The organism is Rhodanobacter sp. UC4451_H18, from assembly GCF_052978225.1.
Window position 1 is genome coordinate 1130911 of sequence record NZ_CM129663.1, and the last position, 24323, is coordinate 1155233.

General features: G+C 62.1%; 23 protein-coding genes. 22 read left to right on the forward strand and 1 reads right to left on the reverse strand.

Translation table 11 applies throughout. The annotated features are described in order from the left end of the window. The first annotated feature begins 37 nt into the window (after nt 1–37). From ftsY to mutY, 3 genes are read left to right on the forward strand one after another with little or no spacing between them, the layout of a single operon-like run. Nucleotides 38–1180, forward strand: a complete 1143-nt coding sequence (gene ftsY / locus ACVCMG_RS05345; RefSeq protein ID WP_447115045.1) for a signal recognition particle-docking protein FtsY — start codon at nt 38–40, stop codon at nt 1178–1180. A gap of 23 nt (nt 1181–1203) precedes the next feature. Beyond that, nucleotides 1204–2259, forward strand: a complete 1056-nt coding sequence (locus tag ACVCMG_RS05350; RefSeq protein WP_395117146.1) for an AsmA family protein — start codon at nt 1204–1206, stop codon at nt 2257–2259. A 10-nt stretch (nt 2260–2269) separates the two neighbouring features. Further along, nucleotides 2270–3349 (forward strand): A/G-specific adenine glycosylase, encoded by a 1080-nt coding sequence (gene mutY / locus ACVCMG_RS05355; protein WP_447115046.1) that lies wholly within the window; start codon nt 2270–2272, stop codon nt 3347–3349. Between the two features lie 311 nt (nt 3350–3660). Here the strand turns inward: mutY and ACVCMG_RS05360 are convergent, their stop codons facing one another. Then, nucleotides 3661–5781, reverse strand: a complete 2121-nt coding sequence (locus tag ACVCMG_RS05360) for a prolyl oligopeptidase family serine peptidase (protein WP_447115047.1) — start codon at nt 5779–5781, stop codon at nt 3661–3663. Nucleotides 5782–5971: 190 nt separating this feature from the next. On the opposite strand from ACVCMG_RS05360, the gene ACVCMG_RS05365 reads away from it, so the two are divergent. The 19 genes from ACVCMG_RS05365 (at nt 5972) to ACVCMG_RS05455 (ending at nt 24311) form a co-directional block, all read left to right on the forward strand. Next, a complete protein-coding gene (locus ACVCMG_RS05365; RefSeq protein WP_447115048.1) occupies nt 5972–6220 on the forward strand; it encodes a hypothetical protein in 249 nt (82 codons plus the stop codon). Continuing rightward, nucleotides 6220–6543 carry a type II toxin-antitoxin system HicB family antitoxin gene (locus tag ACVCMG_RS05370; protein ID WP_447115049.1) on the forward strand — a complete coding sequence of 108 codons (324 nt, stop codon included), beginning with the start codon at nt 6220–6222 and terminating at the stop codon, nt 6541–6543. The genes ACVCMG_RS05365 and ACVCMG_RS05370 overlap by 1 nt, the downstream gene beginning before the upstream one ends. Before the next feature lie 157 nt (nt 6544–6700). Then, nucleotides 6701–7690 (forward strand): glycosyltransferase family 2 protein, encoded by a 990-nt coding sequence (locus ACVCMG_RS05375; protein WP_447115050.1) that lies wholly within the window; start codon nt 6701–6703, stop codon nt 7688–7690. After that, nucleotides 7680–8414: a class I SAM-dependent methyltransferase gene (locus tag ACVCMG_RS05380; protein WP_447115051.1), complete on the forward strand. Its 735-nt coding sequence runs from the start codon at nt 7680–7682 to the stop codon at nt 8412–8414. The genes ACVCMG_RS05375 and ACVCMG_RS05380 overlap by 11 nt, the downstream gene beginning before the upstream one ends. Then, nucleotides 8404–8805: a GtrA family protein gene (locus ACVCMG_RS05385; RefSeq protein WP_447115052.1), complete on the forward strand. Its 402-nt coding sequence runs from the start codon at nt 8404–8406 to the stop codon at nt 8803–8805. Before ACVCMG_RS05380 ends, ACVCMG_RS05385 begins: the two co-directional genes overlap by 11 nt. A gap of 88 nt (nt 8806–8893) precedes the next feature. Further along, nucleotides 8894–10306 carry a hypothetical protein gene (locus ACVCMG_RS05390; RefSeq protein ID WP_447115053.1) on the forward strand — a complete coding sequence of 471 codons (1413 nt, stop codon included), beginning with the start codon at nt 8894–8896 and terminating at the stop codon, nt 10304–10306. A 107-nt stretch (nt 10307–10413) separates the two neighbouring features. After that, the gene (locus tag ACVCMG_RS05395) at nt 10414–10851 is read left to right on the forward strand and encodes a pilin (protein ID WP_447115054.1); all 438 of its coding nucleotides are present in this window, start codon (nt 10414–10416) and stop codon (nt 10849–10851) included. A gap of 359 nt (nt 10852–11210) precedes the next feature. Beyond that, complete coding sequence (locus ACVCMG_RS05400) at nt 11211–11654, forward strand: pilin (RefSeq protein ID WP_447115055.1); 444 nt, start codon at nt 11211–11213, stop codon at nt 11652–11654. 69 nt (nt 11655–11723) lie between these two features. Continuing rightward, a complete protein-coding gene (locus tag ACVCMG_RS05405; protein WP_447115056.1) occupies nt 11724–13847 on the forward strand; it encodes a tetratricopeptide repeat protein in 2124 nt (707 codons plus the stop codon). Continuing rightward, on the forward strand, nt 13844–15868 hold the full coding sequence (locus ACVCMG_RS05410; protein ID WP_447115057.1) for a hypothetical protein: 2025 nt from the start codon (nt 13844–13846) through the stop codon (nt 15866–15868). Before ACVCMG_RS05405 ends, ACVCMG_RS05410 begins: the two co-directional genes overlap by 4 nt. Before the next feature lie 95 nt (nt 15869–15963). Next, a complete protein-coding gene (locus ACVCMG_RS05415; protein WP_447115058.1) occupies nt 15964–17142 on the forward strand; it encodes a DegT/DnrJ/EryC1/StrS family aminotransferase in 1179 nt (392 codons plus the stop codon). Between the two features lie 3 nt (nt 17143–17145). Continuing rightward, a complete protein-coding gene (locus ACVCMG_RS05420; protein ID WP_447115059.1) occupies nt 17146–17385 on the forward strand; it encodes an acyl carrier protein in 240 nt (79 codons plus the stop codon). After that, nucleotides 17382–18443: a 3-oxoacyl-ACP synthase III family protein gene (locus ACVCMG_RS05425; RefSeq protein ID WP_447115060.1), complete on the forward strand. Its 1062-nt coding sequence runs from the start codon at nt 17382–17384 to the stop codon at nt 18441–18443. Before ACVCMG_RS05420 ends, ACVCMG_RS05425 begins: the two co-directional genes overlap by 4 nt. Next, nucleotides 18433–19470: an aromatic ring-hydroxylating oxygenase subunit alpha gene (locus ACVCMG_RS05430; protein WP_447115061.1), complete on the forward strand. Its 1038-nt coding sequence runs from the start codon at nt 18433–18435 to the stop codon at nt 19468–19470. The genes ACVCMG_RS05425 and ACVCMG_RS05430 overlap by 11 nt, the downstream gene beginning before the upstream one ends. Then, entirely contained in the window at nt 19463–20197 is a 735-nt protein-coding gene (locus ACVCMG_RS05435) for an SDR family NAD(P)-dependent oxidoreductase (protein WP_447115062.1), read from the forward strand. Before ACVCMG_RS05430 ends, ACVCMG_RS05435 begins: the two co-directional genes overlap by 8 nt. Then, complete coding sequence (locus ACVCMG_RS05440; RefSeq protein ID WP_447115063.1) at nt 20194–20817, forward strand: hypothetical protein; 624 nt, start codon at nt 20194–20196, stop codon at nt 20815–20817. Before ACVCMG_RS05435 ends, ACVCMG_RS05440 begins: the two co-directional genes overlap by 4 nt. Next, entirely contained in the window at nt 20817–21788 is a 972-nt protein-coding gene (locus ACVCMG_RS05445; protein ID WP_447115064.1) for a ketoacyl-ACP synthase III, read from the forward strand. Before ACVCMG_RS05440 ends, ACVCMG_RS05445 begins: the two co-directional genes overlap by 1 nt. Before the next feature lie 95 nt (nt 21789–21883). After that, complete coding sequence (locus ACVCMG_RS05450; RefSeq protein ID WP_447115065.1) at nt 21884–23266, forward strand: lipopolysaccharide biosynthesis protein; 1383 nt, start codon at nt 21884–21886, stop codon at nt 23264–23266. A gap of 22 nt (nt 23267–23288) precedes the next feature. After that, on the forward strand, nt 23289–24311 hold the full coding sequence (locus tag ACVCMG_RS05455; protein WP_447115066.1) for a glycosyltransferase: 1023 nt from the start codon (nt 23289–23291) through the stop codon (nt 24309–24311). Nucleotides 24312–24323: the final 12 nt, after the last annotated feature.

Below are 24323 nucleotides of genomic sequence, written 5' to 3' on the forward strand. Positions count from 1 at the left end.
TTAGCATGCCGGCCATTGTCTTTGAATCGCCCCGGCCATGCTCAAGTTCTGGAAGAAAAAATCCGCCGAGACGGATGCCCACGGCAAGGAAGTGCCGCCTGCCGCGCCGGATGCGGCGGTCGACGCGGGCCTGCCGGAAGCCGTGGCATCGGGCCTGCGCGAGGCGCTGGCGGAAATGCCCTCGGCCGAGGACACCCGCCGCGACACCGAGCGCTTCGTGGCGCCGGCGGAAGAACCCGCCCAAGCGCCGCCGAAGCGCAGTTGGCGCGAACGCCTGTCCGGCAGCGTGTTTTCGCGCAGCCTCGGTTCGCTGTTCGTGCGCAACCCGAAGCTCGACGACGACCTGCTCGACGAGCTGGAAACCGTGCTGATCACCGCCGACGTCGGCGTCGAAGCCAGCAGCGCGCTGGTCGATGGCCTGCGCAAGCGCATGCACAAACGCGAGTTCGCCGACGCCGCGGCCTTGCTGGCGGCCTTGCGCCAGGCGCTGATCGAGCTGCTCAAGCCGGTCGAGCAGCCGCTGGACGTACGCGACAGACAACCCTTCGTGGTGCTGGTCGTCGGCATCAACGGCGCCGGCAAGACCACCACCATCGGCAAGCTGGCCCGCAGGTGGCGCGACGAAAAGCATGCGGTGATGCTGGCTGCCGGCGACACCTTCCGCGCCGCCGCGGTCGAGCAGCTCAAGACCTGGGGCGAGCGCAACGCGGTGCCGGTGATCTCGCAGGGCCAGGACGCCGATTCGGCCAGCGTGATCTTCGACGCCCTGCAGGCCGCGCGTTCGCGCCACATGGATGTGCTGATCGCCGACACCGCCGGACGGCTGCACACCCAGGGTGGCCTGATGGACGAACTGGGCAAGATCGCCCGCGTGCTGAAGAAACTCGACGCCGACGCACCGCATGAAGTGCTGATGGTGATCGACGGCACCACCGGACAGAACGCGGTCAACCAGGTGCGCCAGTTCCGCCAGATCGTGGGCGTCACCGGCCTGGTGGTGACCAAGCTCGACGGCACCGCGAAGGGCGGCGTGGTGTTTGCGCTGGCGCGCGAGTTCGGCCTGCCGATCCGTTTCGTGGGCCTGGGCGAAAGCGCCACCGACCTGCGCGCGTTCGAGGCCGAGGCCTTCGTCGACGGCCTGCTGCCCGCCAACCTCGGCCAGGTTCGAGACCATGGCTGACGCCGGCTGGCGGGGCTGATCCGGTGTCGCGCCGACTGCGCCTGATCGCAACGGTGCTCGGCGGTGTGGTCGTGGCGGCCACGCTCGTCGTGGTGGCCGCCGTTTACCTGCTGCTGCAGCCCGACCGCTTCACCGCCATGCTGCAGAGCCAGGCGCGCGCCGCCGGGCTGGAGTTGAACCTGGCCAGCCCCGCCAGCCCCAGCCTGTTCCCGCGGCCGGCGCTGGACCTGCGTGGCATCACGCTCAACGCCCAAGGCGCCAGCGCACCGATCCTGCTCGCCGCGCGCGGCCGGCTGGTGCTGCCGTGGCACACCCTGTTCGGCGGGCCCGCCGTGATCTCGCAACTGGAGATCGACTCGCCGCGCGTCGACCTCGATGCCCTGCAGGCATGGATGGCCGCGCTGCCGGCGCAGACACAGCAGGCGCCGCTCAACATCCCGCGCATCGACACCGGCGTGGAAATCACCCACGGCAGCGTGGTGCGCGGCAATGAAGTCTTGCTGGACAACGTCTCGATCAGGGCCGGCAGCCTCGTTTCCGGGCAGCCGTTTCCGCTCAGCATCAACGCCTTCGTCGCCGGCAAGCCGTGGCAGCTGCACCTGTCGGCGACGCCGCGCATCCAGGGCAACGCCCTGCAACTGGACAACATCAGCCTGCACCTGGCGCAGGAAGATGCGGTGACGCTGGCGCTGAACGGCCGTGCGCACTGGCACGGCGCAGCCGATGCCGCGGCCAGCCTGGCCGGCAAGCTCGACCGCACCGGCGCGGGCCAGTACGACCTGTCACTGACGCTCACGCCCGCCAACCAGGACAACCCGCTGCTGCTGGCGCTGAAACTCGACGGCCCCGGCAACCACGCCGACCTGCGCTTGCCGCCGCTGGCACTGGCGCGCTGGTGGGGTCGCCTGGGCGATCCGCAGGCACCGCAACTCGGTGTGCCGCCCGGCAGCGGACACGCCGAGTTCGACAGCATCGACGCCGGTGGCGTGCACGTGGAAGGGCTGACCCTGCGGGCCGGCGACAACGTGCCGGCGACCGTATCCAGCAGCGCGACGCCTGCCGCCGCGACCGCGAAGTAGATCAGGGTCCATGACGAATACCGACGTGGCCGCACGCCTGCTGCGCTGGTTCGACCGGCACGGCCGCAAGGATCTGCCGTGGCAGTCGGAGACTTCGCCGGGCCAGCGCGACGCCTACCGCGTGTGGCTGTCCGAAGTGATGCTGCAACAGACCCAGGTCGCCACCGTGCTTGCCTACTTCGAGCGCTTCGTGGCCGCCCTGCCGACCTTGCGCGACCTGGCCAACGCCGACGAGGACACCGTGCTCGCGCTGTGGTCGGGCCTCGGCTACTACCGTCGCGCGCGCTTCCTGCATCGCGCCGCGCAGATCTGCGTGGCGCAACACGACAGCGAACTGCCGCGCGACTTCGCCGCCCTCGCCGCCCTGCCCGGCATCGGCCGCTCCACGGCCGGTGCGATCCTGGCGCAGGCGCACGGGCTGCGCTTTCCCATCCTCGACGGCAACGTCAAGCGGGTGCTGACGCGCTACCACGGCATCCACGGCGACCCCGGCACCGGCGCGGTCGAGAGGCAACTGTGGTTGCATGCCGAGGCGCATACACCCGTGCGCCGCGTGGCCGATTACACCCAGGCCATCATGGATCTCGGTGCCACCGTCTGCGTGCGCAGCAACCCGCGTTGCGATGCCTGTCCGCTGGCTGGCGATTGCGTTGCCTTCCGCGAAGGCCGCACTGCGCAATTGCCCACGCGCAAGGCGGGCAAATCCGTCCCCACCCGCGCCACGGTCATGCTGGTGCTGCGTGACACGCGGCAACGCATCCTGCTGGAGCGGCGTGGTCCCCAAGGTGTGTGGTCAGGCATGTGGAGCCTCCCCGAAGCCGCCGATGCCGATGGCGCCTGGCGCATCGCCCAGCAACTTGCACGCATCGACGACGCCCAGGCGCTCGCGCCATTCACCCACGTGTTCAGCCATTACCGATTGAATATCGAGCCGCTGCTGTTCGACCAGGCAACCGCGCGGCAGCGTGTTGCCGACGATGCGCAACTGCGCTGGTGCAGCACCAGCGACCTCGACACCCTCGGCCTGCCCGCCCCCGTGCGCAAGCTGCTCCAACGCCTCGTCACCGACGAACCTGCCCATCCCGTGTAACCATCGCGCACACGGTGCGCCCCTACAAAAAATGCGGCTCGATCGTAGGGCGGGCACTGCCCGCCATCGGCGTGCCGCGACATCACCGGCGGGCATTGCCCGCCCTACGGGGCTTACTTCGCCGCGCCGGACGGTGCGTCCGTGCCAACGAGCCTGTCAAACCTGTGTAGGAGCGCACCCTGTGCGCGATGCTCTTCGTCACGTGATGGAAGGCATCGCGCACTACAAAAGCGAAGCGAAGCGTGGGGCGGGCAGTGCCCGCCCATCGGCGTACCGGGGAACCGTCGGCGGGCAGTGCCCGCCCTACGACGCTACTTCGACGCGCCCGATGGTGCGTCCTTTGCCGTCCACTGCTTCAACCACGCATTCACCGTGTCATGCCACTGCACGCTGTTGTGCGGCTTCAGCACCCAGTGGTTCTCGTCGGGGAAAGTGAGAAGTTCGCTGGGGATACCGCGGCGCTGCAGCGCGGTGAAGGCGCCCAGGCCCTGGGTGATCGGGATGCGGAAATCCTTGCCCGAATGCACCACCAGCATCGGCACGCGCCAGTCCTTGACGTGGTCGATCGGGTTGAACTTCTCGTAGTTCTGCGGCACCTCGTACTGCGGGCCGCCGTTCTCGCGCTCTTCGAACCACAGCTCCTCGGTGGCGTAGTACATCATCCGCGCATCGAACACGCCGTCGTGGTCGACCAGGCATTTCCATGGCTGGTTCCACACGCCGGCGATCCAGTACACCATGTAGCCACCGTAGCTGGCGCCCAGCGCGCAGGCGCGCTCGCCGTCAAGGAACTTGTACTTGTCCAGCGCGGCCTTCCAGCCCAGTTTCAGATCCTCCAGCGGCTTGCCGCCCCAGTCGCCCGAAATCGAATCGGTGAACTTCTGGCCGTAGCCGGTGGAACCGTGGAAGTTGATCGTGACCACGGCGAAGCCCTGGCCGGCATAGGTCTGCGGGTTCCAGCGATAGCTCCAGCCATTGCTCATCGCACCCTGCGGGCCGCCGTGGATGATGAAGGCAACCGGGTAGGTCTTGCCCTTCTGGTAGTCGATCGGCTTGACCACGTAGCCCTGCACGGTTTCGTTGTTCCAGCCCGGGAACTGGAAGAATTCGAAGTCGCCGACCCTGGCGTTCTTCAGATCCTCGGCATTGAAATGCGTGACCTGCTTCAGGCCACGCCCATCGGCCTTGGCCAGGTACAAGTCGGCCGGCCGCTTCAGGTCGTCGCGCGCAAACAGGACCTTGCCGGCGGCCAGCGAAAACGCGTTCACGTCACCGGCACCGGACAGGCTGCGCACCTCGCCGTTGGCCGGGTCAATCGCGAACAACGGGTGCTGGCCTTCGTCGTCGGCGGTCGCGTACAAGGTCTTGCCGTCGGCGGAAATCGCCAGGCCGCCGGGCGACCGATCCCAGCGCGGATCGACTTCGTGCCTGGCGCCGGTGGCCAGGTCCATCGCCATGATGGCGAAGCGATCGGCCTCGAAACCGGGGGTCTTCATCGCCAGGTAATAAAGCGTCTTGCCGTCCGGCGAGGGCACCGGGTACGCATCCCAGGCCTTGTTGTCGGCGGTGAGGTTGGCCGGCGAAGTCGAGCCGTCCACCGGCACGCGGTACAAATCGAAATTGGTCGACCACGGCTCGGTGGTGCCGGCGATGCGCACATCGAAATACACGCTCTTGCCGTCCGGCGCGAAGGCGAACTCGCTGGCGTCGCCGAACGGCTTGCTGGGCACGTCGCCATCGATGCCGCGGCTCAGCAGGGTCGGTTCGGCCGGCAGCTGGCCATCGGCGCCGAACGTTCCAACGAACAACTGGTTGCGCCGGCCGTCGGCCCAGGTATCCCAATGCCGCACGAACAGTTTGTTGTACAAGGTGCCGCTGGCCTTGTCCTTCGCGCGCGCCTCGATGCGCTGCTCGGTGCAGGCCAACGTGGCGCAATCGGTGAACACCTCATAAGAGAGCAACACCTGCTTCCCATCGGGCGACAGCTTGTAATCGACGACATCCAGCGGCGCATGGCTGACCTGCACCGGCGCCGCATGGCTGGAAGGGTTCGCACCCAGATCGACGCGCCACAGCTGCGCCACATCCTTCGCCGGCGCCACGAAGTACAAGCTCTTCCCATCAGCCGACCAGCGCGCCGACGAACCCTTGTCCACCACCTTCACCGGCTGCGCACCCTTGCGCTCCAGGTCCAGCACGTAGATCGCGTTGACACCCTTGTTCGCCGCGTAATCCGTGCTGCGCACGCTGAACGCCGCATGGCGCCCATCCGGCGACAACTGCGGATCGCTGACCCGATCCATCATCACCAGATCGCGCACGTTGAACGCGTGCGAGCCCTGGGCCTTGGCAAAAGTGGTGTCGACGACACCGCCCGCCAGCGCGGGTGAGGCCACCAACGCAAGCAACAGCGCGGCAATCAACGGTTTCATGGAGGGTCCTTGAGTTGTGCGGCGAAACAGCCACGGTAAGGCGCTGCCTCGCAACAGGCAAGTCCGGCGCACCGGGGAGCGAAGTCAACGCGGCGACAGCATTCCCTCGAGCGTGTCCGGAATGACCGTGGCAACAACCATGCGCGGCGGCCTACTTGAACAGTATCATTATTGATACTATGTTTTTCACATGGACAAGATCACGGATCTGATCGAACGGATGCGCCAGGCACCGAAAAGCGTGGCCTATATCGACCTCTGCAAGGTCTGCGATCACCATTTCGGAAAAGCGAGGCAGGAAGGCACAAGTCATGGCGTATACAAGACGCCTTGGCATGGCGATCCCCGCGTGAACATCCAGAAAGGTGACGCCGGGAAGGCCAAGCTGTACCAGGTACGGCAAGTGCTGCAAGCAATCAAGAAGTTGGAGGACAAATGATGGACGCTCGTCACTACACCTACCGCGTCATCTGGTCCCCGGAAGACGCCGAATACGTAGGCCTGTGCGCCGAATTCCCGAGCCTGTCATGGCTGCACGGCAACCAGGCGAAGGCACTGGCGGGCATCGTGCGCGTGGTCGGTGAGACCGTCAGCGACATGGAGGCCCATGGCGAAACACCGCCGGAGCCGATGAGCGCCAAGTCCTACTCGGGCAAGTTCCAGGTGCGCATCCCGCCGGAACGCCACAAGGCGCTCGCCATGCAGGCAGCGGAGCAAGGCATCAGCCTCAACCGATACGTCACGGACAAGCTTTGCGCGTGAGCAGAAACCTGTGCGTTCCCCTAGCCGGGCTGTGTGCACACCAACCCGGACAGCGTCGGGGGATAACCGGGGAACGACCACAGAGATGGCAGACTGCTAAAAAATCGCTCCTCTTGAGCGCTCCTTGGGGGCCAGTACGCTACCATCTGGCGACGCCGTGGGTTCCTGCCCGGCGCCGCAGGGTCGGGTGTCGGATATGCAAGCAAGCTCCGTCGTATCGCTGGTCGTGCCGTTCTACAACGAAGGCAAGGGTGTCGAGGTATTCCTCGAGGCCATCACCGCGACGCTTGCCGACATCGAGGCGACGACATTCGAGATCATCTGCGTCGAGGACGGCAGCAAGGACGACACGCTCACTCGACTGCTGACCGCAGCGCGCATTGACCCTCGCATCAAGGTCATCGAACTGTCGCGAAACTTCGGCAAGGAGGCAGCCCTGACCGCCGGCCTGGACGCCGCTACCGGCGACGCGGTGATTCCGATGGACGCCGACCTGCAGGACCCACCCGAACTGATCGCCCGAATGATCGAGAAGTGGCGCCTCGGCGCCGACGTGGTGCTGGCGCGACGCGTCGACCGCACCGGGGACTCACTCGTCAAGCGCGGCACCGCCAACCTGTTTTACAAGATCCACAATCACGTCTCGCACTTGGAAATACCCGCCAACGTGGGTGATTTTCGCCTGATGAATCGCGCATCCGTCGACGCATTGAAGCGCCTGCCCGAACGCCAGCGCTTCATGAAGGGCATGTTCGCGTGGATCGGCTTTCGCACGGAGGTGATCGACTACACGCGCCAGCCGCGAGCCACGGGCACCAGCAAGTTCACCGGTTGGAAGTTATGGAACTTCGCGTTGGAAGGATTCACCAGTTTCAGCACCGCACCGTTGCGCATCTGGACCTATATCGGCGCATGCAGCGCGTTGCTGACTTTTATCTACCTTGTTTTCATCGTCACCCGGACGCTGCTTTACGGCGTGGATGTACCCGGCTACGCATCCCTGCTGGTCGCCATCCTGTTCTTTGGCAGCCTGCAGTTGCTGAGCGTAGGCATCCTGGGCGAGTACATCGGGCGCATCTACACCGAGTCGAAACAACGGCCAGTGTACGTGGTGCGCCAGGTTCATGGCGATCGCCATGAACCCTGAAGCCTATGTGGAGATGGCCGCCACGGAATCCACGCACTGGTGGTTCCGCGGGCGGCGCAGGATCCTCGACCGCATCATCGAGACTCTCTCGCTGCCGCATTCCGCGCGCATTCTCGAAGTGGGTTCCGGCACCGGCGGCAATCTGCTGATGCTGTCCCGCCACGGCAGCGTGAGCGCTGTCGAAATGGACGACAAAGCCAGGAAGCTCGCGACGGAAAAGGCCGCAAGCCAGTTCACCTTGCGCGCCGGCAGTTGCCCGCACGCCATCCCTTTCCCGGGCGAGCAATTCGACCTCATCTGCCTGTTCGACGTGCTGGAGCACATCGACGAAGACTTGGAGACCCTTGCCGTGCTGCGGGACCATCTCGCTCCCGGCGGGCGCATGCTGATCACCGTGCCGGCATACCAGTGGCTGTGGAGCACGCACGATGTTTTCCTGCATCACAAGCGGCGGTACACCGCCCGCACCTTGCGCCGGGCCTTCACCGACAGCGGCCTGTCCGTCGATCGGGTCACTTATTTCAATACGCTGCTGCTGCCTCTGGCGGCACTGGCCCGCCTGAAAGATCGGATCGCCCCGGGCGAAAGATCGTCCGGCACCGGCATTCCCGCCCAACCTGTGAACTCGATGCTCTACGCCATCTTTTCCTGCGAACGGCGCCTGCTGACCCGCTTCAACCTTCCCGCAGGCGTCTCGCTGATGGGCATTGCACATGCAAAGTGAGGCATGGCGACGGCCATCGTGGCCGGGGCGGCTGCTGCGTTTCGGCGTCACCGGACTGATCGCCACAGGCATCCACGTGCTGGTTGCGATGACCCTGATCGCGTGGTTGCGCACGCCTCCGTATATTGCCAACCCCATCGCATTTGTCACGGCCACGGCGTTCTCATACGCGACGAACACGGTGTGGAGCTTCGCCAGCCGTATGGATCACCGCACCCTGCGCCGCTACGTTTGCGTCGCCGTGCTCGGCTGCCTCGCTACTACAGTCATAGCCGCGGCTGCCGAGGTTGCGGGTCTGGACTACCGTATCGGGATCGCGCTGGTGATTGCGCTGGTCACGCCGACAACGTTCGTGTTGCATAGCGCCTGGACGTACCGATCGATCCGGTGACTTCCGCCAGATCCCGACGCGACAGCTCGTACTACGCGTCACCGTGCATACTCTGCATTCCGACGCAGCCTTGAAGCCAATATTTCCCATGACCACAAGTGACGACGGAGAGATCAGGCGCTGGCACGGATGGTTGGTTCTTCTCGCCATCTTCCTGTTTGCATTCGGGCTTCGCTGGTACTACGTCAGCCACGCGTTGGTCCTGGAGCCGGTGCGCGGTGATGCGACACAGTACTACGCCTACGCGCTGAACCTGAGCAACCACGGGATCTTTTCGAAAGACCTTCCTGGCGCCACTGTCATCCATCCAGACAATTACCGTGACCCGGGCTATCCGGTGTTTCTCGCGCTGTGGATGAAAGTCCTGGGCGCAGGGGAGGCTTGGTACGCCGCGGTTCTCTTGGGTCAGGCGTTGCTTGGCGCACTCACCGTGGCTCTCGCCACACAGTTCGGGCGGCACTGGCTGCCACTTCGTTGGGCTGCTGCTGCGGGCGTGATGATGGCGCTTTGGCCACACAGCATCACGATCAATGGGTACTTGCTCAGTGAGACGGTTTTTGGATTTCTGATTGTTCTCGGCATCCTCAGCGGCGCGATGGCATTCCAACGAGGGAGCACACACTTGGCGGCGGTGGCCGGGTTGATCCTCGGGGCAGCCGCTTTGACCAACGCGGTACTACTGCCCTTTGGCATCCTGCTGGCAGCTCTCCTTGCGTGGCGCGGATTGAGCCCACGAAAGCTATGCATTGCGTTGGCACTAGGGGCATGCGTTCTGCCATCCGCGTGGGCACTGCGAAACGCCATCGTCGTGGCACCGGTTGCGGGCACGTCCTCAACGGATCGTGCTCTTCTCAACCTCGCCCAAGGCAGCAGACCGGAGTTTCAGACCGCATGGCGTGATTCCGTGTTCGGCGATGAAGATGCCAAGGCCAAGGCCAAGGTCGTGTTCCAACACGTGAACGACGACTACGCGCGACTTCGAAGCTCACCTCTGCGTGGTGTAGGAGTCATGCTCCGACGCTTTTCCCAGCACCCGTTGCAGTTTTCCCAGTGGTACCTGATGCAGAAGCCTGCATTGTTGTGGGGTTGGGGCATCGAGATTGGACAGGGTGACATCTTCGTCTTTCCAACCAAAAATGCGCCGTTTCAGACCCAGCCAATGTGGATCGCGCTGGCTGCCATCTGCCACGCTACAAACACCCTTTTGATGCTGCTTGCGCTTGCAGCCTTCCTGCTCGGCTGGCTTCAGCGGAATCGACTGGGGTTGAGGCCACTGACGGCAGGCCGAGCCGCACTGATCTCCACACTATCCCTTGTTGCATTTGTGACGTTCGTGTACTCAGCGCTGCAAGCCGAGCCGCGCTATTCAATTCCATTCCGCCCACTTGAAATACTTTTGGCGTTGACTACCCTGTATTGGATCGCCACATGGTGGCAAAAATGGAAGCGCGAGACGAGGAATGGCCTGGTGATCCACAACGTGCCTGGCGGAGGGGAATAGCGACTGAAACCGCCTGCATCACGAAAACCTGACTTGGCGCACATTGCACCGTTCAAGTCGGTACAAAACGTGCTTACCCCTCGCTGCATCCTAAGGGGGAATCCACCATGTCACGCCAGCGCTTGTCCGCCGGTTTCACTTTGATCGAACTGATGATCGTCGTGGCGATCATCGCCATCCTTGCAGCCATCGCCATTCCCGCCTACCAGGACTACCTGATCCGCGCACAGGTCACCGAAGGCATGAGCCTCGCCTCGGGGGCAAAATCTGCCGTCTGGGACTATGTCTCCAATACAGGGGGGTACCCCGCGAACAACAAATCTGCGGGATTGGCTACCAAAACCGATATCCGGGGCAAGTACGTCTCCAGCGTGGACGTCAGCGGTGGGGCGATAACCGTTGCTTTCCAAGGTGCCGGAGCCAACAAAGCCATTCAAGGCTCGCTCTTGGTTCTGTCACCCACGACTGTGGGCGGGAGCATCCTGTGGTCATGCACCCCAAGCACGATTGACGGCAAGTATCTCCCAACAACCTGTCGGAAGTAGTGCGAAAGGAGGCGCCGTAGCGCACACAACTGACGCAGAGCGTCACTTGTTGCCCTGCCACGCCGTCATCGCGTGGGTCAGGCAGCCGCCCGAGAGATACGAGTTCCACAGACGAAACCGCTCGCTCCCTGCAGATAGGCCAACGCTTGCGGCCATCCGTGACGAAAGGCACAATCCCGGGGCCTACGATATGCGGGAATACACCAGCGGTAGATGTGGCATGCAACCTGCTTCATCTCCCGCGAGCTTCCTGGTCGTTCCTGACCACGAGTATGGGGTCCGATCCTGCCTAGGGGGATCCAGGACTGGGGCTCAGGGGGCATCACCGGTTAGCTAACCAATCGCAAAGAGGAACCACCATGAAGAGCATGCAGAAAGGCTTTACCCTGATCGAACTGATGATCGTGGTTGCGATCATCGCGATCCTCGCCGCCATCGCCATTCCGGCGTACCAGGACTACCTGGTTCGCTCGCAGGTCTCGGAGGCCTCGACGCTGGCTGACGGCGCCAAGACCGCAATTGCCGAGTTCTACTCGAATACCGGTAATTTTCCCTCCACCAACAAGTCAGCGGGCCTGGCAACCAGTACCGACATCAAGGGCAAGTATGTGAAGTCGGTCGACGTTAGTACCCATGCAGGCGTCATTGAAGTTGCCTTCGGTCCCGGCGCAAACAAAGCCATTCAGTCCGCTACCTTTGGACTCTCGGCTATCACGCACGCGGGTTCGATTGAGTGGAGCTGCAACAACGTCACTTACACCACGGTCGATCCCAAGTACCTGCCGACCTCGTGCCGCCAGTAAGCACTCGGTTCTTACGTTGATCTGAAGGGCCGCCGCGTGCGGCCCTTCTCTTTGATGCTTGGGATTTTGATGGCGCCTCGTTTCTCACCTGTAGCCACCCTCCTGCTTGCTTGCGCGGCAGTTGCGCTCTGTGTGGGAGCGTACGCTCCCGGATTGCACGGGGGCTTCCTTTTCGACGATTTCGGCAATCTGCCCGCCTTGGGCGCCAACGGCCCGGTGGACAACTGGGCCACGTTCTTCCGCTATGTCACCTCCGGCACGGCTGACCCAACCGGACGCCCGCTCGCCCTGCTGAGCTTCTTGCTCGATGGACACAATTGGCCTGCTTCGCCCTACCCCTTCAAACGCACAAATCTGCTGCTGCATCTGGCGAACGGAATCATGCTGGCCTTGCTGCTGCGCCGTTTGGGCCGTGAATCCCTGCAGCCAGCCCAGTACGGTCGCAGTGACCTGGCGGGCGTGCTTGGAGCTGCGTTCTGGCTGTTGCACCCACTGCTTGTCTCTACCACTCTCTACATCGTGCAACGCGAAGCGATGCTGCCAGTCAGCTTCACATTGCTGGGCCTGTTGCTCTGGCTGCATGGCAGGAAGACGATGCTGTCCGGATTCCATGGCCGTGGATTTTTCTGGATTGCGGCAGGGTTGGGCGGCTGCACCGTGCTCGGCATTTTGAGCAAGGCCAACGGTATCCTGCTACCCCCATTGGCACTGGTGATCGAGTACGTCTGGCTGCAGAGGCATTCCGCGAGGTATTCCGCAGTGTCACTCGCGGAGACCAAGACAGCTGGGCCAGACATCACCGCGCATGCTAAGACCTATCGCCGCACCATGCTGCTGTTTGGCTGGCTGCCTTCGACGTTCGTCATTGGGTATCTGGTGCGGGCGGGCTGGAGTGGATTCGTGCACGGAACTGCGGCCGTACGTCCCTGGACCATGGGTCAGAGATTGCTCACCGAACCCCGTGTATTGATGGAATATCTCGACCTGTTATGGCTGCCGCGGCCATTTACGCCAGGTCTCTTCAACGATCATTTCCAGACATCGACGTCACTGTGGCATCCCATAACTACCCTGCCGGCTTTGCTGACCATTGTTGGTCTGATCCTGGGTGCGTGGATTTTACGCAAGAAATTTACTGCATTGGCACTTGCGATCCTCTTCTATTTCGTCGGTCAGGCGTTGGAATCGACGACCCTGCAGCTCGAACTCTACTTCGAGCATCGCAACTATTTGCCCGCCATGCTGATGTTCTGGCCGCTTGCCTTGTGGTTGTGCAATGCGAGTATCGGCCGCGTCGAGGGGAAGGTTGGAACGCTGATCACACCCAAGGTTGACGCTGCCGACACGTCGATACGAAAAGCGCCGTTGGCGAATGCGAATGCAGCCAAGCTGGTGCTTGCCACATTGATCTTGTTGGGTCTTGGGGTGATGACCCATGCGCGTGCCCACCTATGGGGTAACACCCATGATCAAGCCTTGATGTGGGCCCGACTCAATCCCGAATCGCCTCGAGCACAGGCCAATGCCGCGTTACTGGAAATGGCAGCGAAACAACCACTCCAGGCAATCAACCGCCTGACCGAGGCCGTACGGAATGATCCGGATCAGGTGCAGTTGAGCTTCAACTTGATTGGCGCGCAATGCATGCTCGGCAGGGTACCTCCCGGCGACATTGAGCTGGCGCGCTACTCGATTTCCCACACTGGTGATCCTGGCGCGCTGCTGGTGCACTGGTTCGATTCAAGTATCAAGGCAGCCACTGAGGGCCATTGTCAGGGCTTGACTCTGGACACGCTGGACAAGCTGCTGGATGCCGGCCTGGCCAATCAAAAACTCATGAAGGTCGATGGGCGACATCAGGACTTGCTGTACTTGAAGGGTCATATTGCGCTGGCCCGCCACGATCCCCAAAGCGCACTGCAGGACTTCAATGAAGCGCTCGACCTTGACCCAAGGCCCGGCGCCGTATTGAACGAGGCAGCCTTGCTGGGATCTTCGGGTTACCCCCGTAAAGGGCTGTCCCATCTGGATCACTATCATGCTACGCAAAAATCGCAGGTATCACCATCGAGCGGCATGCCTTGGCTCCACGACAAGGTGTTGCAATGGCAGAATTACTGGCCCACTGAGATGGACAGGCTTCGTGCCACCCTGCAGCAGGACGCCGACATGAAAGCCGCCAGCAACAAATGAACGAACAGCAAGCCATACCCCACTCGCCCAGCAGCCGCCGCACCGGATGGATCTGGTTGCTCGTGGGGTTGCTGGTAACTGTCGCCATCTACACCCCCGGTTTGTCGGGCGGCTATTTGTTCGATGACTATCCCAATATCGTCGACAATCACGGCGTGCAGCCGCATGACGCCAGCTTTTCGTCGCTGGTCGCTGCTGCCCTCTCATCACCGTCCAGTGAGTTCAAGCGACCGTTCGCCTCGTTGAGTTTCGCCGCGAACTATCTCGCGACAGGGCTGAATCCCTTCTGGATGAAGCTAACCAACCTGGTCATTCACTTGTTGAATGGCCTGCTGGTGTTTCTGCTGTCACGAGAATTGCTGCGACTCGACTTCGAGCGCCCGCAGGCCCGAGCGCGAGTGACAACATCGGGGCCATTGGCCGGTGCGGAACGACGCATAGGCATCATTTCGGCACTGATCGCCGCAAGCTGGATGCTGTTGCCGATCAACCTTACCGGCGTGCTCTACGTCGTGCAGCGCATGGAAAGCATGGCCAACCTGTTCGTGATGATCGGACTGCTCGGCTATGTCGCCGGGCGCCACCGCATGTTGAGTGCCGCGGCCATCCTCCACGATTGTGACGCTGGTATTCCAGGCATCGCCCCGTCGCTGAAACTCCGCGGATTATTCCTTTGCGTAGCGAGCATCGTGGCTTGCACTGGCGTGGGCGTGCTGGCCAAGGAAACCGCGGTGATGTTGCCGCTCTATGCGATATCGATCGAATGGCTCGTATTCGGATTTCGTACATCTCCCGGCCGACGCGACAAGCGTCTCATCAGTCTGTTTGTCGTGGTACTCCTGTTACCGATGATCGTCGGTCTGACATGGCTATTGCCCGGCATACTCAAACCAGAGAACTGGGCAACTCGAGACTTCAGCTTGACCACGCGCCTGCTCAGCGAAGCACGCATAGTCGTTGACTACATTGTCTGGACGCTGCTGCCGACGCCGAATGCGTTGTCGTTCTACCACGACAACTTCCACATCTCAGCCGGGTTGCTCACGCCGTGGACCACGCTGGCCAGCATCCTGTTTCTCGCTGCACTCGTCGCACTGATGCTGTGGCTGCGTCGGCGGCAACCGCTGGCAGCACTCGGCATCACGCTGTTCCTCGGCTGCCAGCTGCTCACCGGCACCATCATGCCGCTGGAGCTGATCTACGAACACCGCAACTACTTCGCCAGCTTTGGCCTGTTGCTTGCAATCGTGCCACTACTCGCTTCGCCGCGCGACCAAGTGTTTACGCTGCCCCGCCACGTACTGCTGGGGGGATTGCTGCTGTGTTGGGCAACGCTCACCGCATTTACTGCCTACGCCTGGGGCAATCCGCTGCGACTGGCCGAGGACTTGGCCAGTCGCGCACCACAATCTCCCCGAGCCCAGTACGAACTGGGCCGCACCTACATCATTTACTCACATTACGATCCCGCCTCACCCTTCACGACACTCGCGTACCCGCCCCTGGAAAGGTCTGCCGCGCTTCCAGAAGCATCGATTCTTCCCGAGCAGGCACTTATATTCATGAACTCACGCATGCACCTGCCGATCAAGGATGCGTGGTGGGACAGCATGATCGCCAAGCTCAAGGCCCGCGTCCCCGGGGTGCAGGACGAGAGTTCGTTGGGCGCTCTGACTCAATGCGATCGCGAAGGGCGCTGCAATCTATCCAAGAAGCGCATGGTTGAGGCTTTCAGGGCCGCCTTGTCGCACCCAAACCCCAGTGCCCGGCTGCAGGCGACGTATGGCGACTACGCATGGAACGTGTTGGATGATCATGCGCTGGGTTTAAGCATGACTCAGAATGCGGTGAAGGCCGCTCCGAACGAACCAGCTTATCGCATTACCTTGGTGCGCATGTTGGCTGCGCAGGGGCATCAGGCGGAAGCCATCGAAGCGCTCAAGGGTCTGCAGTCACTTGATATCGGCGGAAGCCTGGATACGGTCCTGCATGAGTTGCGCACCTTGCCGGATCTGCAATGAGTCGACGATCCAGAAACGGGAGGCCCACTGTCCAGCTACATTGCTGGAGGATTGCGATAGGCTAGATCCCAACTACGTCAAGAGACCAGCAACAGGTGTCCACCAAGATCATTCGCAGCAAGGCCGATCTCGCCATCAATGGTGCGTCCCCGGCATTTGACCAGCCTTTGCACGTAGGGCGCCCCAACACTGGCGACCGCGAAGCTTTCCTGCGCCGTGTGAACCAGATCCTCGACAACCAGTGGCTGACGAACAACGGGCCGATGGTGCAGGAGTTTGAGCAACGCGTTGCCGACTACCTCGGGGTCAAGCACTGCGTTGCCATGTGCAACGGCACCATCGCCTTGGAAATAGCCATCCGCGCGCTGGGGCTCGAAGGTGAAGTGATCGTGCCGTCATGGACCTTCGTCGCGACTGCACACGCACTCTATTGGCAAGGCATCACACCGGTGTTTGCTGATATCGATCCGGCAACCCACAATCTTGACCCGGCTGCTGTGCGGCGCATGATCACGCCGCGCACCACCGGCATCATCGGCGTGCATTTGTGGGGTCGCGCGGCACCCGTTGACGAACTGCAAGCTATCGCCGACGAGCACGGTCTGAAACTGATGTTCGATGCTGCGCATGCATTCGGCAGCACCTATCACGGCCAGAGCATCGGCCGTTTCGGTGAGTGCGAGGTCTTCAGCTTCCACGCCACCAAGGCCTTCAACACGATGGAAGGCGGCGCCGTCGCGACCAATGACGACGGGTTGGCGGAGGCGATGCGTCTGATGCGCAACTTCGGATTCAAGGGCTACGACAACGTCATCCACCCCGGAACCAATGGCAAGATGATCGAGGTCTGCGCTGCGATGGGCCTGACCAACCTCGGCGGCTTCGACGAGGTGGTAGCCATCAACGAGCGCAACCATTCGGCCTACCACGAGGCGCTGGCCGGCATCCCCGGTATCACGCTGCTCGGCTACGACCCGGCCGAGCGCAATAGTCATCATTATGTGGTGATCGAGGTGGATGAAACCTGCCCCGCCTCGCGTGACGCCATCATCGCCGCCCTGCACGCCGAGAACATTCTGGCACGCAAATATTTCTGGCCGGGTTGCCACATGATGAAGCCCTACCGCGACCTGTTCCCGCACGCAGGTCTGCTGCTGCCCCACAGCGAGGCAGTGGCCAGCCGGGTGATCGTGCTACCCAATGGTGGTGCGATAAACGAGGCGATGATATCGACCCTTCACGATATTCTCGCCGTTTCCATTCATGAGGCCTGATCCATGACCATCGAAGATTTCATCGAAAAGTTCGCCTTTGCCATCGAGGTCGACACCGACACGCTGGCGCCGGACACCCATTTCAAGGCGCTGCCGAGTTGGGATTCGCTCAACACGCTGGCTGTAATTGCGATGGCGGACGCCGATTACGGCGTGACCGTGACGGGTCGTGACATCGAAGCCGCCACGACCGTAGCTGACATGTGGGCCGTCGTATCCTCGAAGTGCGTGGCCACGGAATGAACGCCATCACGGGAGTCGCCCTGCGGGCGGTTGCCGCGGCGACGCCGGCGCGCGTGGTGCGCACGGCGGATTACACCTACCTTGATCCTGATGAACGCAGGCGGTTCCAGAAGGCAACGGGCATTTCCGAACGTCGTATTGTCGCCGCTGGACAATGCGCCTCGGATCTTTGCCTGACAGCAGCCAAAGCGGTACTGGAGCATCTCGGCTGGGATCCGGCCAGCGTCGGCGCGCTGATCCTGATTACCCAAACCGGTGACCAGCCAGTGCCCGCCACCAGCATCGTGCTGCAGGACAAGCTGGGGCTTCCGCAAAGTTGCCTGGCATTCGACATCAACCTGGGTTGCTCCAGCTACCCGTACGGCCTGGCGGTGGTCGGGTCGATGATACGCACGCTGGGCATCGCGCGGGCCTTGCTGCTGGTTGGCGATGTCTCCAGCCGCGTCTGTGCCGAGCACGACAAGAGTGCGTGGCCGCTATTCGGCGATGCCGGTTCAACCACCGCGCTGGAACTCGATGAGAACGCGCCGCCCATCCACGTCGACCTGTGCTCGGACGGCGCCGGCAAGGACGCGATCATCATCCCCGGTGGCGGCTTGGCCTCGCGACAGCCTCCGGTGGACGGCCACCTCGTCGATGCGACTGGTAGCGATGGCGTGCAACGTCACGCTGGAAACCTGTTACTGCGCGGCGCGGACATCTTTAGCTTCGCCATCTCCCGCGTGCCCGGTAGCATTCAGCGCGCGATGTCTGCCAGTGGGCGCGCGGCACAGGACTTCGACTTCCTGCTGCTGCACCAAGCGAACAGGATGATCAACGACACCATTGCCCGCAAACTGGGGTTCGCGCCGGATCGCGTGCCCACGTCAATCGAGCACTACGGCAACACCAGCTCCGCCTCCATCCCGGTCACCCTCTGCGCCAACGCAGAGCTGTTCGCAATGCCGCGCTGGGTCGTGGCGTCCGGCTTCGGGGTGGGTCTCTCTTGGGGTAGCGCCACGTTCCAATTGCCGGCGGCTTCGGTCCTTCCCTGCATTGCGTCCGACGATGTCTATTGAACGTCGCGACTACAACGATTCGAATGTCTTCACGCGCGAGCTGGAGACGCTCTTCGCCGAGCGCCTGTTTGCCGGTACGCAGTCCGATTTCGCTCAGCTCGACGACTACCGCAGCCTGCGGATCGGGAGCAAAGCAGTAAGCCTTCGCCGTACACGCGATGGCGTGCGGGCGTTCAATAACGTCTGCCTGCACCGCAATGCCCTGATTGATCTGCCCGGTTGTGGCAACCGCCCCTTCCGTTGCGGCTATCACGGCTGGAGCTATGCCGCCGACGGCAGCTTGGCTACGGCACCACTAGCCAACATGGAGTGCATCACGCGGTGCCAGCTGGATAGCTATCCAGTTAGTCAAACACATGGGCTGTATTTCCTCGGCCTGGCAGGAACGGCTCCGCCCATCGACGAAGTGGCACAAGTACTCACCGACACCGGTGTCGCGCCAGATACACCGTTCCACTGTGCCAGCCTCGAACACGCCTGCAACTGGAAGCTATTGGTAGAGAACGTGTTGGAGGGTTATCACCTCAGCTTTGTCCATGCCGACAGCTTCAGGCCGGCAGGTTTTACCTCCACCGGCCGCTACACCTGGCATGGCGGCCAATACACCTCTTGGAATGAGATGCTGCCTTCGGTCGCTTCGGACAAGAGCGCCACGATCCAGCGCTTAGCGCCGCAGGCCGGGCACTATTACCGTCATGCCTACGTTTTTCCCGACCTGTTCGTATCCAACACGAACGGCTTGATTGGTTTCCTGAGTCGTGTGGTGCCCATCGATGCCGCACGCACACATCTGGCCTGGCAACTGTTCGAGCTGCCAGCGCTGAAGGCGCTGGCGCCTGCTCTGCGGCAACACATGAAAGATGAGGCGATCGCCTTCACGCAGCAAGCGCTGACCGAAGATAAAGTATTGGTCGAAGCCTGCCAGTGCGGCATGTCGGCCGAGGGGCCCGACGTGCAGTTGCAGCCGCAGGAGGCGCGCATCAGACACTTCCATGGGCTTTATCAGACAAGGATGGGGCATGTTTGAGGGCAAGACGGTACTCGTCACTGGAGCGACCTCGGGGATCGGATTCGCCACTGCGCAGCGACTGTTGGTGGAGGGTGCCCGTGTGGTAGCCGTAGGCCGCAATGCGCAGCGACTGGACGAACTCGTACGGCTTGGCGGCGACGCGGTCATGCCATTGGCTTTCGACCTGACGGCATTCGCGCGCTACCAAGAAACGCTTGCCGGGGTGCCAGCCCTGGATGGCCTTGTGCATTCGGCTGGCATCGTAGAGAACAATCCATTGCGCTTCTTTTCGCTGGAAACGCACCAACGCATTGTGGCCATCAACCAGACCGCGCCGCTGGCGCTGGTGGCCGAGCTGGCGCGTAACAACAAGCTCAAATCTGGCGGTTCCGTGGTGCTGCTCTCTTCCATCCTCGGCCCCGAAATTGGCATGAAAGGTACAGCCAGTTACGCCGGCACCAAGGCGGCACTGATTGCGTTCGCCAAAGTGATGGCACTGGAGTTTGCTCACAAGGGCATCCGTGTGAATTGTGTAGCACCTGGCATGGTGCAGACCGAGTTAGTCGAGAACTCTCATCAATTGTCCGATGAGGCGTTGCAGGCCGACCGCACACGCTACCCGTTGGGCAAACGCTACGCGACAGCTGAGGAGATCGCCTCTGCCATCCGTTTCCTGCTATCCGCCGAAGCCAGCTTCATGACCGGCCAGACACTCGTGGTCGACGGTGGATTTACTGCCCAATGAGCGCGCAACCGTTACTGATTCTGGGTTGTGGTGGCTTCGGCCGCGAGCTGGCTGCGTGGATCGCAGCTCGCACCATGCCCTATGCGGTAGAGGGCTTCCTGGACGACGAAAAGCCATATGCGGCTGGTGTCTTGGGACCGATAGCGGCTCACGTGCCGAGGCAAGATGTCCATTACCTCACTGGCTTCGGCCATGGGCGTGCCCGGCATCAGGTTCGCCTGCGGCTCGAAGCGTGTGGTGCAAGCTTTACCACTCTGGTTTCGCCCGACGCCATGACTGCCACGCCACTGGCGGGCACGGTGAACAGCATTTTTCTTGGTGCCTGCAGCATTTCTGCCGGCGTGACATTGGGCGAGGATTTGCTGATCCAAGGTTTCGCCGTAGTCGGCCACGACGTGACAATCGGCACCGGCGTCACCATCAGCTCGCATGCCTTCATTGGTGGTCACGCCAGACTGGAACCGTTCTGCACCATCCATCCTCACGCCGTGGTGCTGCCCCACGTCGTCGTCGGCGAAGGCGCTGTGGTTGGCGCCGGCACCGTGGTCATCAAGAACGTACCGCCGGGTGCTACGGTTTTCGGAGTTCCCGCCAAGGTCATCGTCTCGGGGAGTGAATGATGCACGACGTCTATATCCACGACATCGGCACGGCACTCGGTGACACGATCGAGCGTAACGACTCGGCCACCCTAGGCCAGCCGGATGCAGAGTGCCGGCGCCTCTCCGACAAGATCGGCATCCATAGCCGCCCCATCGCGGCGCCTGACCAGTACACCAGCGACTTGGCACGCGCCGCGACCGAAGCTCTACTCGCCCAAACGGCAATTGCCGCCGACTCCGTCGGCGCTCTAGTGGTCTGCACCCAAACACCAGACCACCTCATTCCCGGCGTCTCGTCACGCCTACACGGGCAGCTAGGCTTCCCAGCCGAGTGCTTCGTACTCGACATCAACCAAGGTTGCTCCGGCTTCATAGTGGGTGGCCAGGTGATTTCCAACTGGCTGCACACCGCCGGTGGCAGCGGCATCCTGGTGAACGCTGACACCTACTCGAAGTTGATCCGACGTGATGACCTGACCACCCGCGCGCTGTTCGGCGATGCTGCCGCAGCCACGCTGTACTCCACGCAGCGCAAAGGCTTGCGCATGGTCGATTGCCGCAGCTATGCGGATGGCTCAGGCTACGACGCCTTCGTAGCCCGGGGTTCCGCCCTTCGCACTGATACTGGCACGCCGAACGGCATCCGCATGGATGGCCCCGGCATCCTCAACTTTGCACTGAGCAAGGTGCCCGAAGCCATTACCCTGACGCTAGACGCACATGCCCTTCGCCTGGCTCAACTCCGTGCGGTGCTGTTCCATCAAGCCAACAGCTTCATGATCGGGCAGCTGGCGCGAAAGCTGAAGCTGGCGACGGAGCAGGTGCCGCAGAACTGCATGAACCTCGGCAATACCGTCTCCGCATCGATACCCCTGTTGTTGAAAGAGCAGATGAACGGCTTGCGTCGTGGCGATCTCGTCATGGCGGTGGGCTTTGGCGTTGGCTTGTCGTGGGGGGTGACGCTACTTGAGTATGTGGGCAATGACTGAAACTGCTGCCCGCGTCGGCAAATATGCCAGGGCTTGAGAAACGCGCTGCCAGCGCAGCGTGGTGGAGCACTTTGGAAATTCTGGCGCGATACGGCGTGCAGTTCCTGGTCATGGTGGCTTTGGCCCGCCTGCTCACACCAGATGATTTCGGTTTGATTGCCATGTTGCTGGTTTTCACGAGCCTGGGCACTTTGCTGGTCGACTCGGGGTTCGGAGCGGCGCTGATCCAGCGTCAACAGACGACAGCGGACGACGAGACCACAGTATTCATCTTCACCATGGTCGCTGGCGTGACTGCCGGCGCAGTCCTGGCGCTCGCAGCTCCGGCCATTGCTGCATTCTTCCACCAGCCCAGGTTGGCGGACCTGACCAGGGTAATGGCGGTCGTTTTGCCGCTTGGCGCCTTTGCGGCGGTCCCCGACGCTCTGTTGACCATGAGGCTGAACTTCAGGGCGCGTGCGCGGGCGGAAGTGGTGGCGTCACTTTGTTCGGGCACGGTCGCGGTCGTACTGGCGCTGCAGGGCTTCGGCGTCTGGAGTTTGGCTTGGCAGAGCATCGTTTCGATTGGGGTACGCGGAGCCCTGTTGTGGGCGTATTCCGGGTGGCGGCCGCTTGGACGTTACCGCTACGCATCGTTCCGGAGCTTGTTCGGGTTCGGTGGATACATGCTGCTTACAGGGCTGTTGAACGCAGCTGCCGTGCGCTTGCAATCACTGCTGATTGGCAAGTTGTTTGATGCCCGCACGCTCGGCTTTTACACCCTGGCCCAGAACACCCAGCAGGCACCCGCCTCGCTGATCGACGGCATACTCAGACGAGTGGGATTGCCGGTCTTTTCGACGATCGCGCAGGATCGGATCAAGTTGCGCACCGCCCTGCGGACATCGTTGCGTATGGCGATGTTCCTTTTTGTTCCATGCATGGTCGGCATTGCCGTGGTCGCCAAACCATTGGTCGAACTGATGTATGGCGCCCGCTGGATTCCTGCGGCTCAGATCCTGAGCGTTCTCTCTTTGAGCGCTGCCCTTTGGCCGGTACACATACTGAACCTCGCCGCCATCGGGGCGCAGGGCCGGTCGAATCTGTTACTGCGCGTCGAAATAGCCAAGCAGCTGATCGGCATCGCTTTGATCGCGGCCGCCTCACAGTGGGGGCCGCTTGCCATAGCTTGGGCCGTACTTGCGTCCGGGGTCTCTGGCGTAGGCATCAACGCCTATTATTCAAAGAAACTGCTCGATTACGGTCCCGTCGAGCAGCTGGTCGACCAAACCGCCACGTTCGTGCTGTCCGCCATCGCGGCCGCCGCCGGGTGGGCGATCCTGCACTGGACGGCGCCAGGGCCGATTTCAATGCTGGGCGCGATCATGGCGGCTGCGGTGATCTATGGTGTCTTGGCGGCCCTTACCGGCAACATTGCTCTGAACGGCTTGTTGAGCGTAGTGCGCACACTGCGCGAAAAGTCCGCCACCCTCAACTGATGAATACCGGCGAAGCCGCGACATGACGCCAGCACGCAACAACGACGATCTGAACGAAGGTTACGAGATCAGTGATCCGGTAGAGCTTGTCAAGCAGCCCGTCGTGAGCGTGTTGATGCTTGCCTACAACCATGGCCCCTACCTGGCTCAGGCGATTGACGGTGTCCTGGCCCAGCAAGCCGAAATGCCCATCGAACTGCTTATTGGCGAAGACTGCTCTACCGACAACACCCGTGACATTGCGCTCCGGTATCAACGCGCTCATCCCGGCGTCATACGCGTTTTCACGGCAGAAAGGAACGTCGGTTCCACACTGAATCATCGACGCATCCTTCTCGCGGCGCGCGGCGAGTTCATCGCTTATCTCGATGGCGACGACTCCTGGCTTCCAGGGAAGCTGCTGCGCCAAGTCAATTATCTGCGAGAGCACTCCGGCTGTGCGGCGGTTTTTACCAACGCATTGACGGTAGACAAGGACAACCGCGAAATTGGCGTATTCAACGATGTCCGCAACGAGCAATTCGACTTGGGCGCCCTGTTGCGCCGCGGAAATTTCTTGAACAACAGCTCAGTGGTCTATCGCGCAGCGGCGGGGGCTGCCCTCCTGGAAATAAATGTGCCGGCAATCGACTATCGCGGGCACCTTCTGTTGGCACGCGCAGGTTTTCTGGCCCAGCTTTCCGAGCCGATGGTCATTTACCGCATCGGCTCGACTGGCTCCATGGTGACGCACGGTAACAATCGCGTTCGCCAACTCTACTGGGAGGCCATCATGAGCGTGCCCCACGAGCTTGTGACGGATGACGACTTGGCTTGTGGAATCGCGGACTTCATGCGCCGGGTATTCTTTCGCTCGCTGCGCACGCGACGGATAGAATTGTTGAAAGAATGGACGCCCCGTGCTTTCGCCGCATCCCCTTATGGCACCATTCGGACCGCCTTGCTGGTGTTTTGTTCTGTTGTACGCATCGCGTGCAAAGACCTGCTTGGACGAATCCGCAGGAAATCACACGGCCGTTTCAATAACGTACTGTATCGCCGCTAGCCCACCGCCCGG

Excerpts from the sequence above, each read along its gene's own strand:
- ACVCMG_RS05370 (WP_447115049.1), top strand. The coding sequence starts at position 6,220 with ATGGACGCTCGTCACTACACCTACCGCGTCATCTGGTCCCCGGAAGAC.
- ACVCMG_RS05365 (WP_447115048.1), top strand. The coding sequence starts at position 5,972 with ATGGACAAGATCACGGATCTGATCGAACGGATGCGCCAGGCACCGAAA.
- ACVCMG_RS05360 (WP_447115047.1), bottom strand. The coding sequence starts at position 5,781 with ATGAAACCGTTGATTGCCGCGCTGTTGCTTGCGTTGGTGGCCTCACCC.
- ACVCMG_RS05390 (WP_447115053.1), top strand. The coding sequence starts at position 8,894 with ATGACCACAAGTGACGACGGAGAGATCAGGCGCTGGCACGGATGGTTG.
- ACVCMG_RS05385 (WP_447115052.1), top strand. The coding sequence starts at position 8,404 with ATGCAAAGTGAGGCATGGCGACGGCCATCGTGGCCGGGGCGGCTGCTG.
- ACVCMG_RS05410 (WP_447115057.1), top strand. The coding sequence starts at position 13,844 with ATGAACGAACAGCAAGCCATACCCCACTCGCCCAGCAGCCGCCGCACC.
- ACVCMG_RS05445 (WP_447115064.1), top strand. The coding sequence starts at position 20,817 with ATGCACGACGTCTATATCCACGACATCGGCACGGCACTCGGTGACACG.
- ACVCMG_RS05405 (WP_447115056.1), top strand. The coding sequence starts at position 11,724 with ATGGCGCCTCGTTTCTCACCTGTAGCCACCCTCCTGCTTGCTTGCGCG.
- ACVCMG_RS05455 (WP_447115066.1), top strand. The coding sequence starts at position 23,289 with ATGACGCCAGCACGCAACAACGACGATCTGAACGAAGGTTACGAGATC.
- ACVCMG_RS05430 (WP_447115061.1), top strand. The coding sequence starts at position 18,433 with ATGTCTATTGAACGTCGCGACTACAACGATTCGAATGTCTTCACGCGC.
- ACVCMG_RS05400 (WP_447115055.1), top strand. The coding sequence starts at position 11,211 with ATGAAGAGCATGCAGAAAGGCTTTACCCTGATCGAACTGATGATCGTG.
- ACVCMG_RS05395 (WP_447115054.1), top strand. The coding sequence starts at position 10,414 with ATGTCACGCCAGCGCTTGTCCGCCGGTTTCACTTTGATCGAACTGATG.
- ACVCMG_RS05435 (WP_447115062.1), top strand. The coding sequence starts at position 19,463 with ATGTTTGAGGGCAAGACGGTACTCGTCACTGGAGCGACCTCGGGGATC.
- mutY (WP_447115046.1), top strand. The coding sequence starts at position 2,270 with ATGACGAATACCGACGTGGCCGCACGCCTGCTGCGCTGGTTCGACCGG.
- ACVCMG_RS05420 (WP_447115059.1), top strand. The coding sequence starts at position 17,146 with ATGACCATCGAAGATTTCATCGAAAAGTTCGCCTTTGCCATCGAGGTC.
- ftsY (WP_447115045.1), top strand. The coding sequence starts at position 38 with ATGCTCAAGTTCTGGAAGAAAAAATCCGCCGAGACGGATGCCCACGGC.
- ACVCMG_RS05425 (WP_447115060.1), top strand. The coding sequence starts at position 17,382 with ATGAACGCCATCACGGGAGTCGCCCTGCGGGCGGTTGCCGCGGCGACG.
- ACVCMG_RS05380 (WP_447115051.1), top strand. The coding sequence starts at position 7,680 with ATGAACCCTGAAGCCTATGTGGAGATGGCCGCCACGGAATCCACGCAC.
- ACVCMG_RS05440 (WP_447115063.1), top strand. The coding sequence starts at position 20,194 with ATGAGCGCGCAACCGTTACTGATTCTGGGTTGTGGTGGCTTCGGCCGC.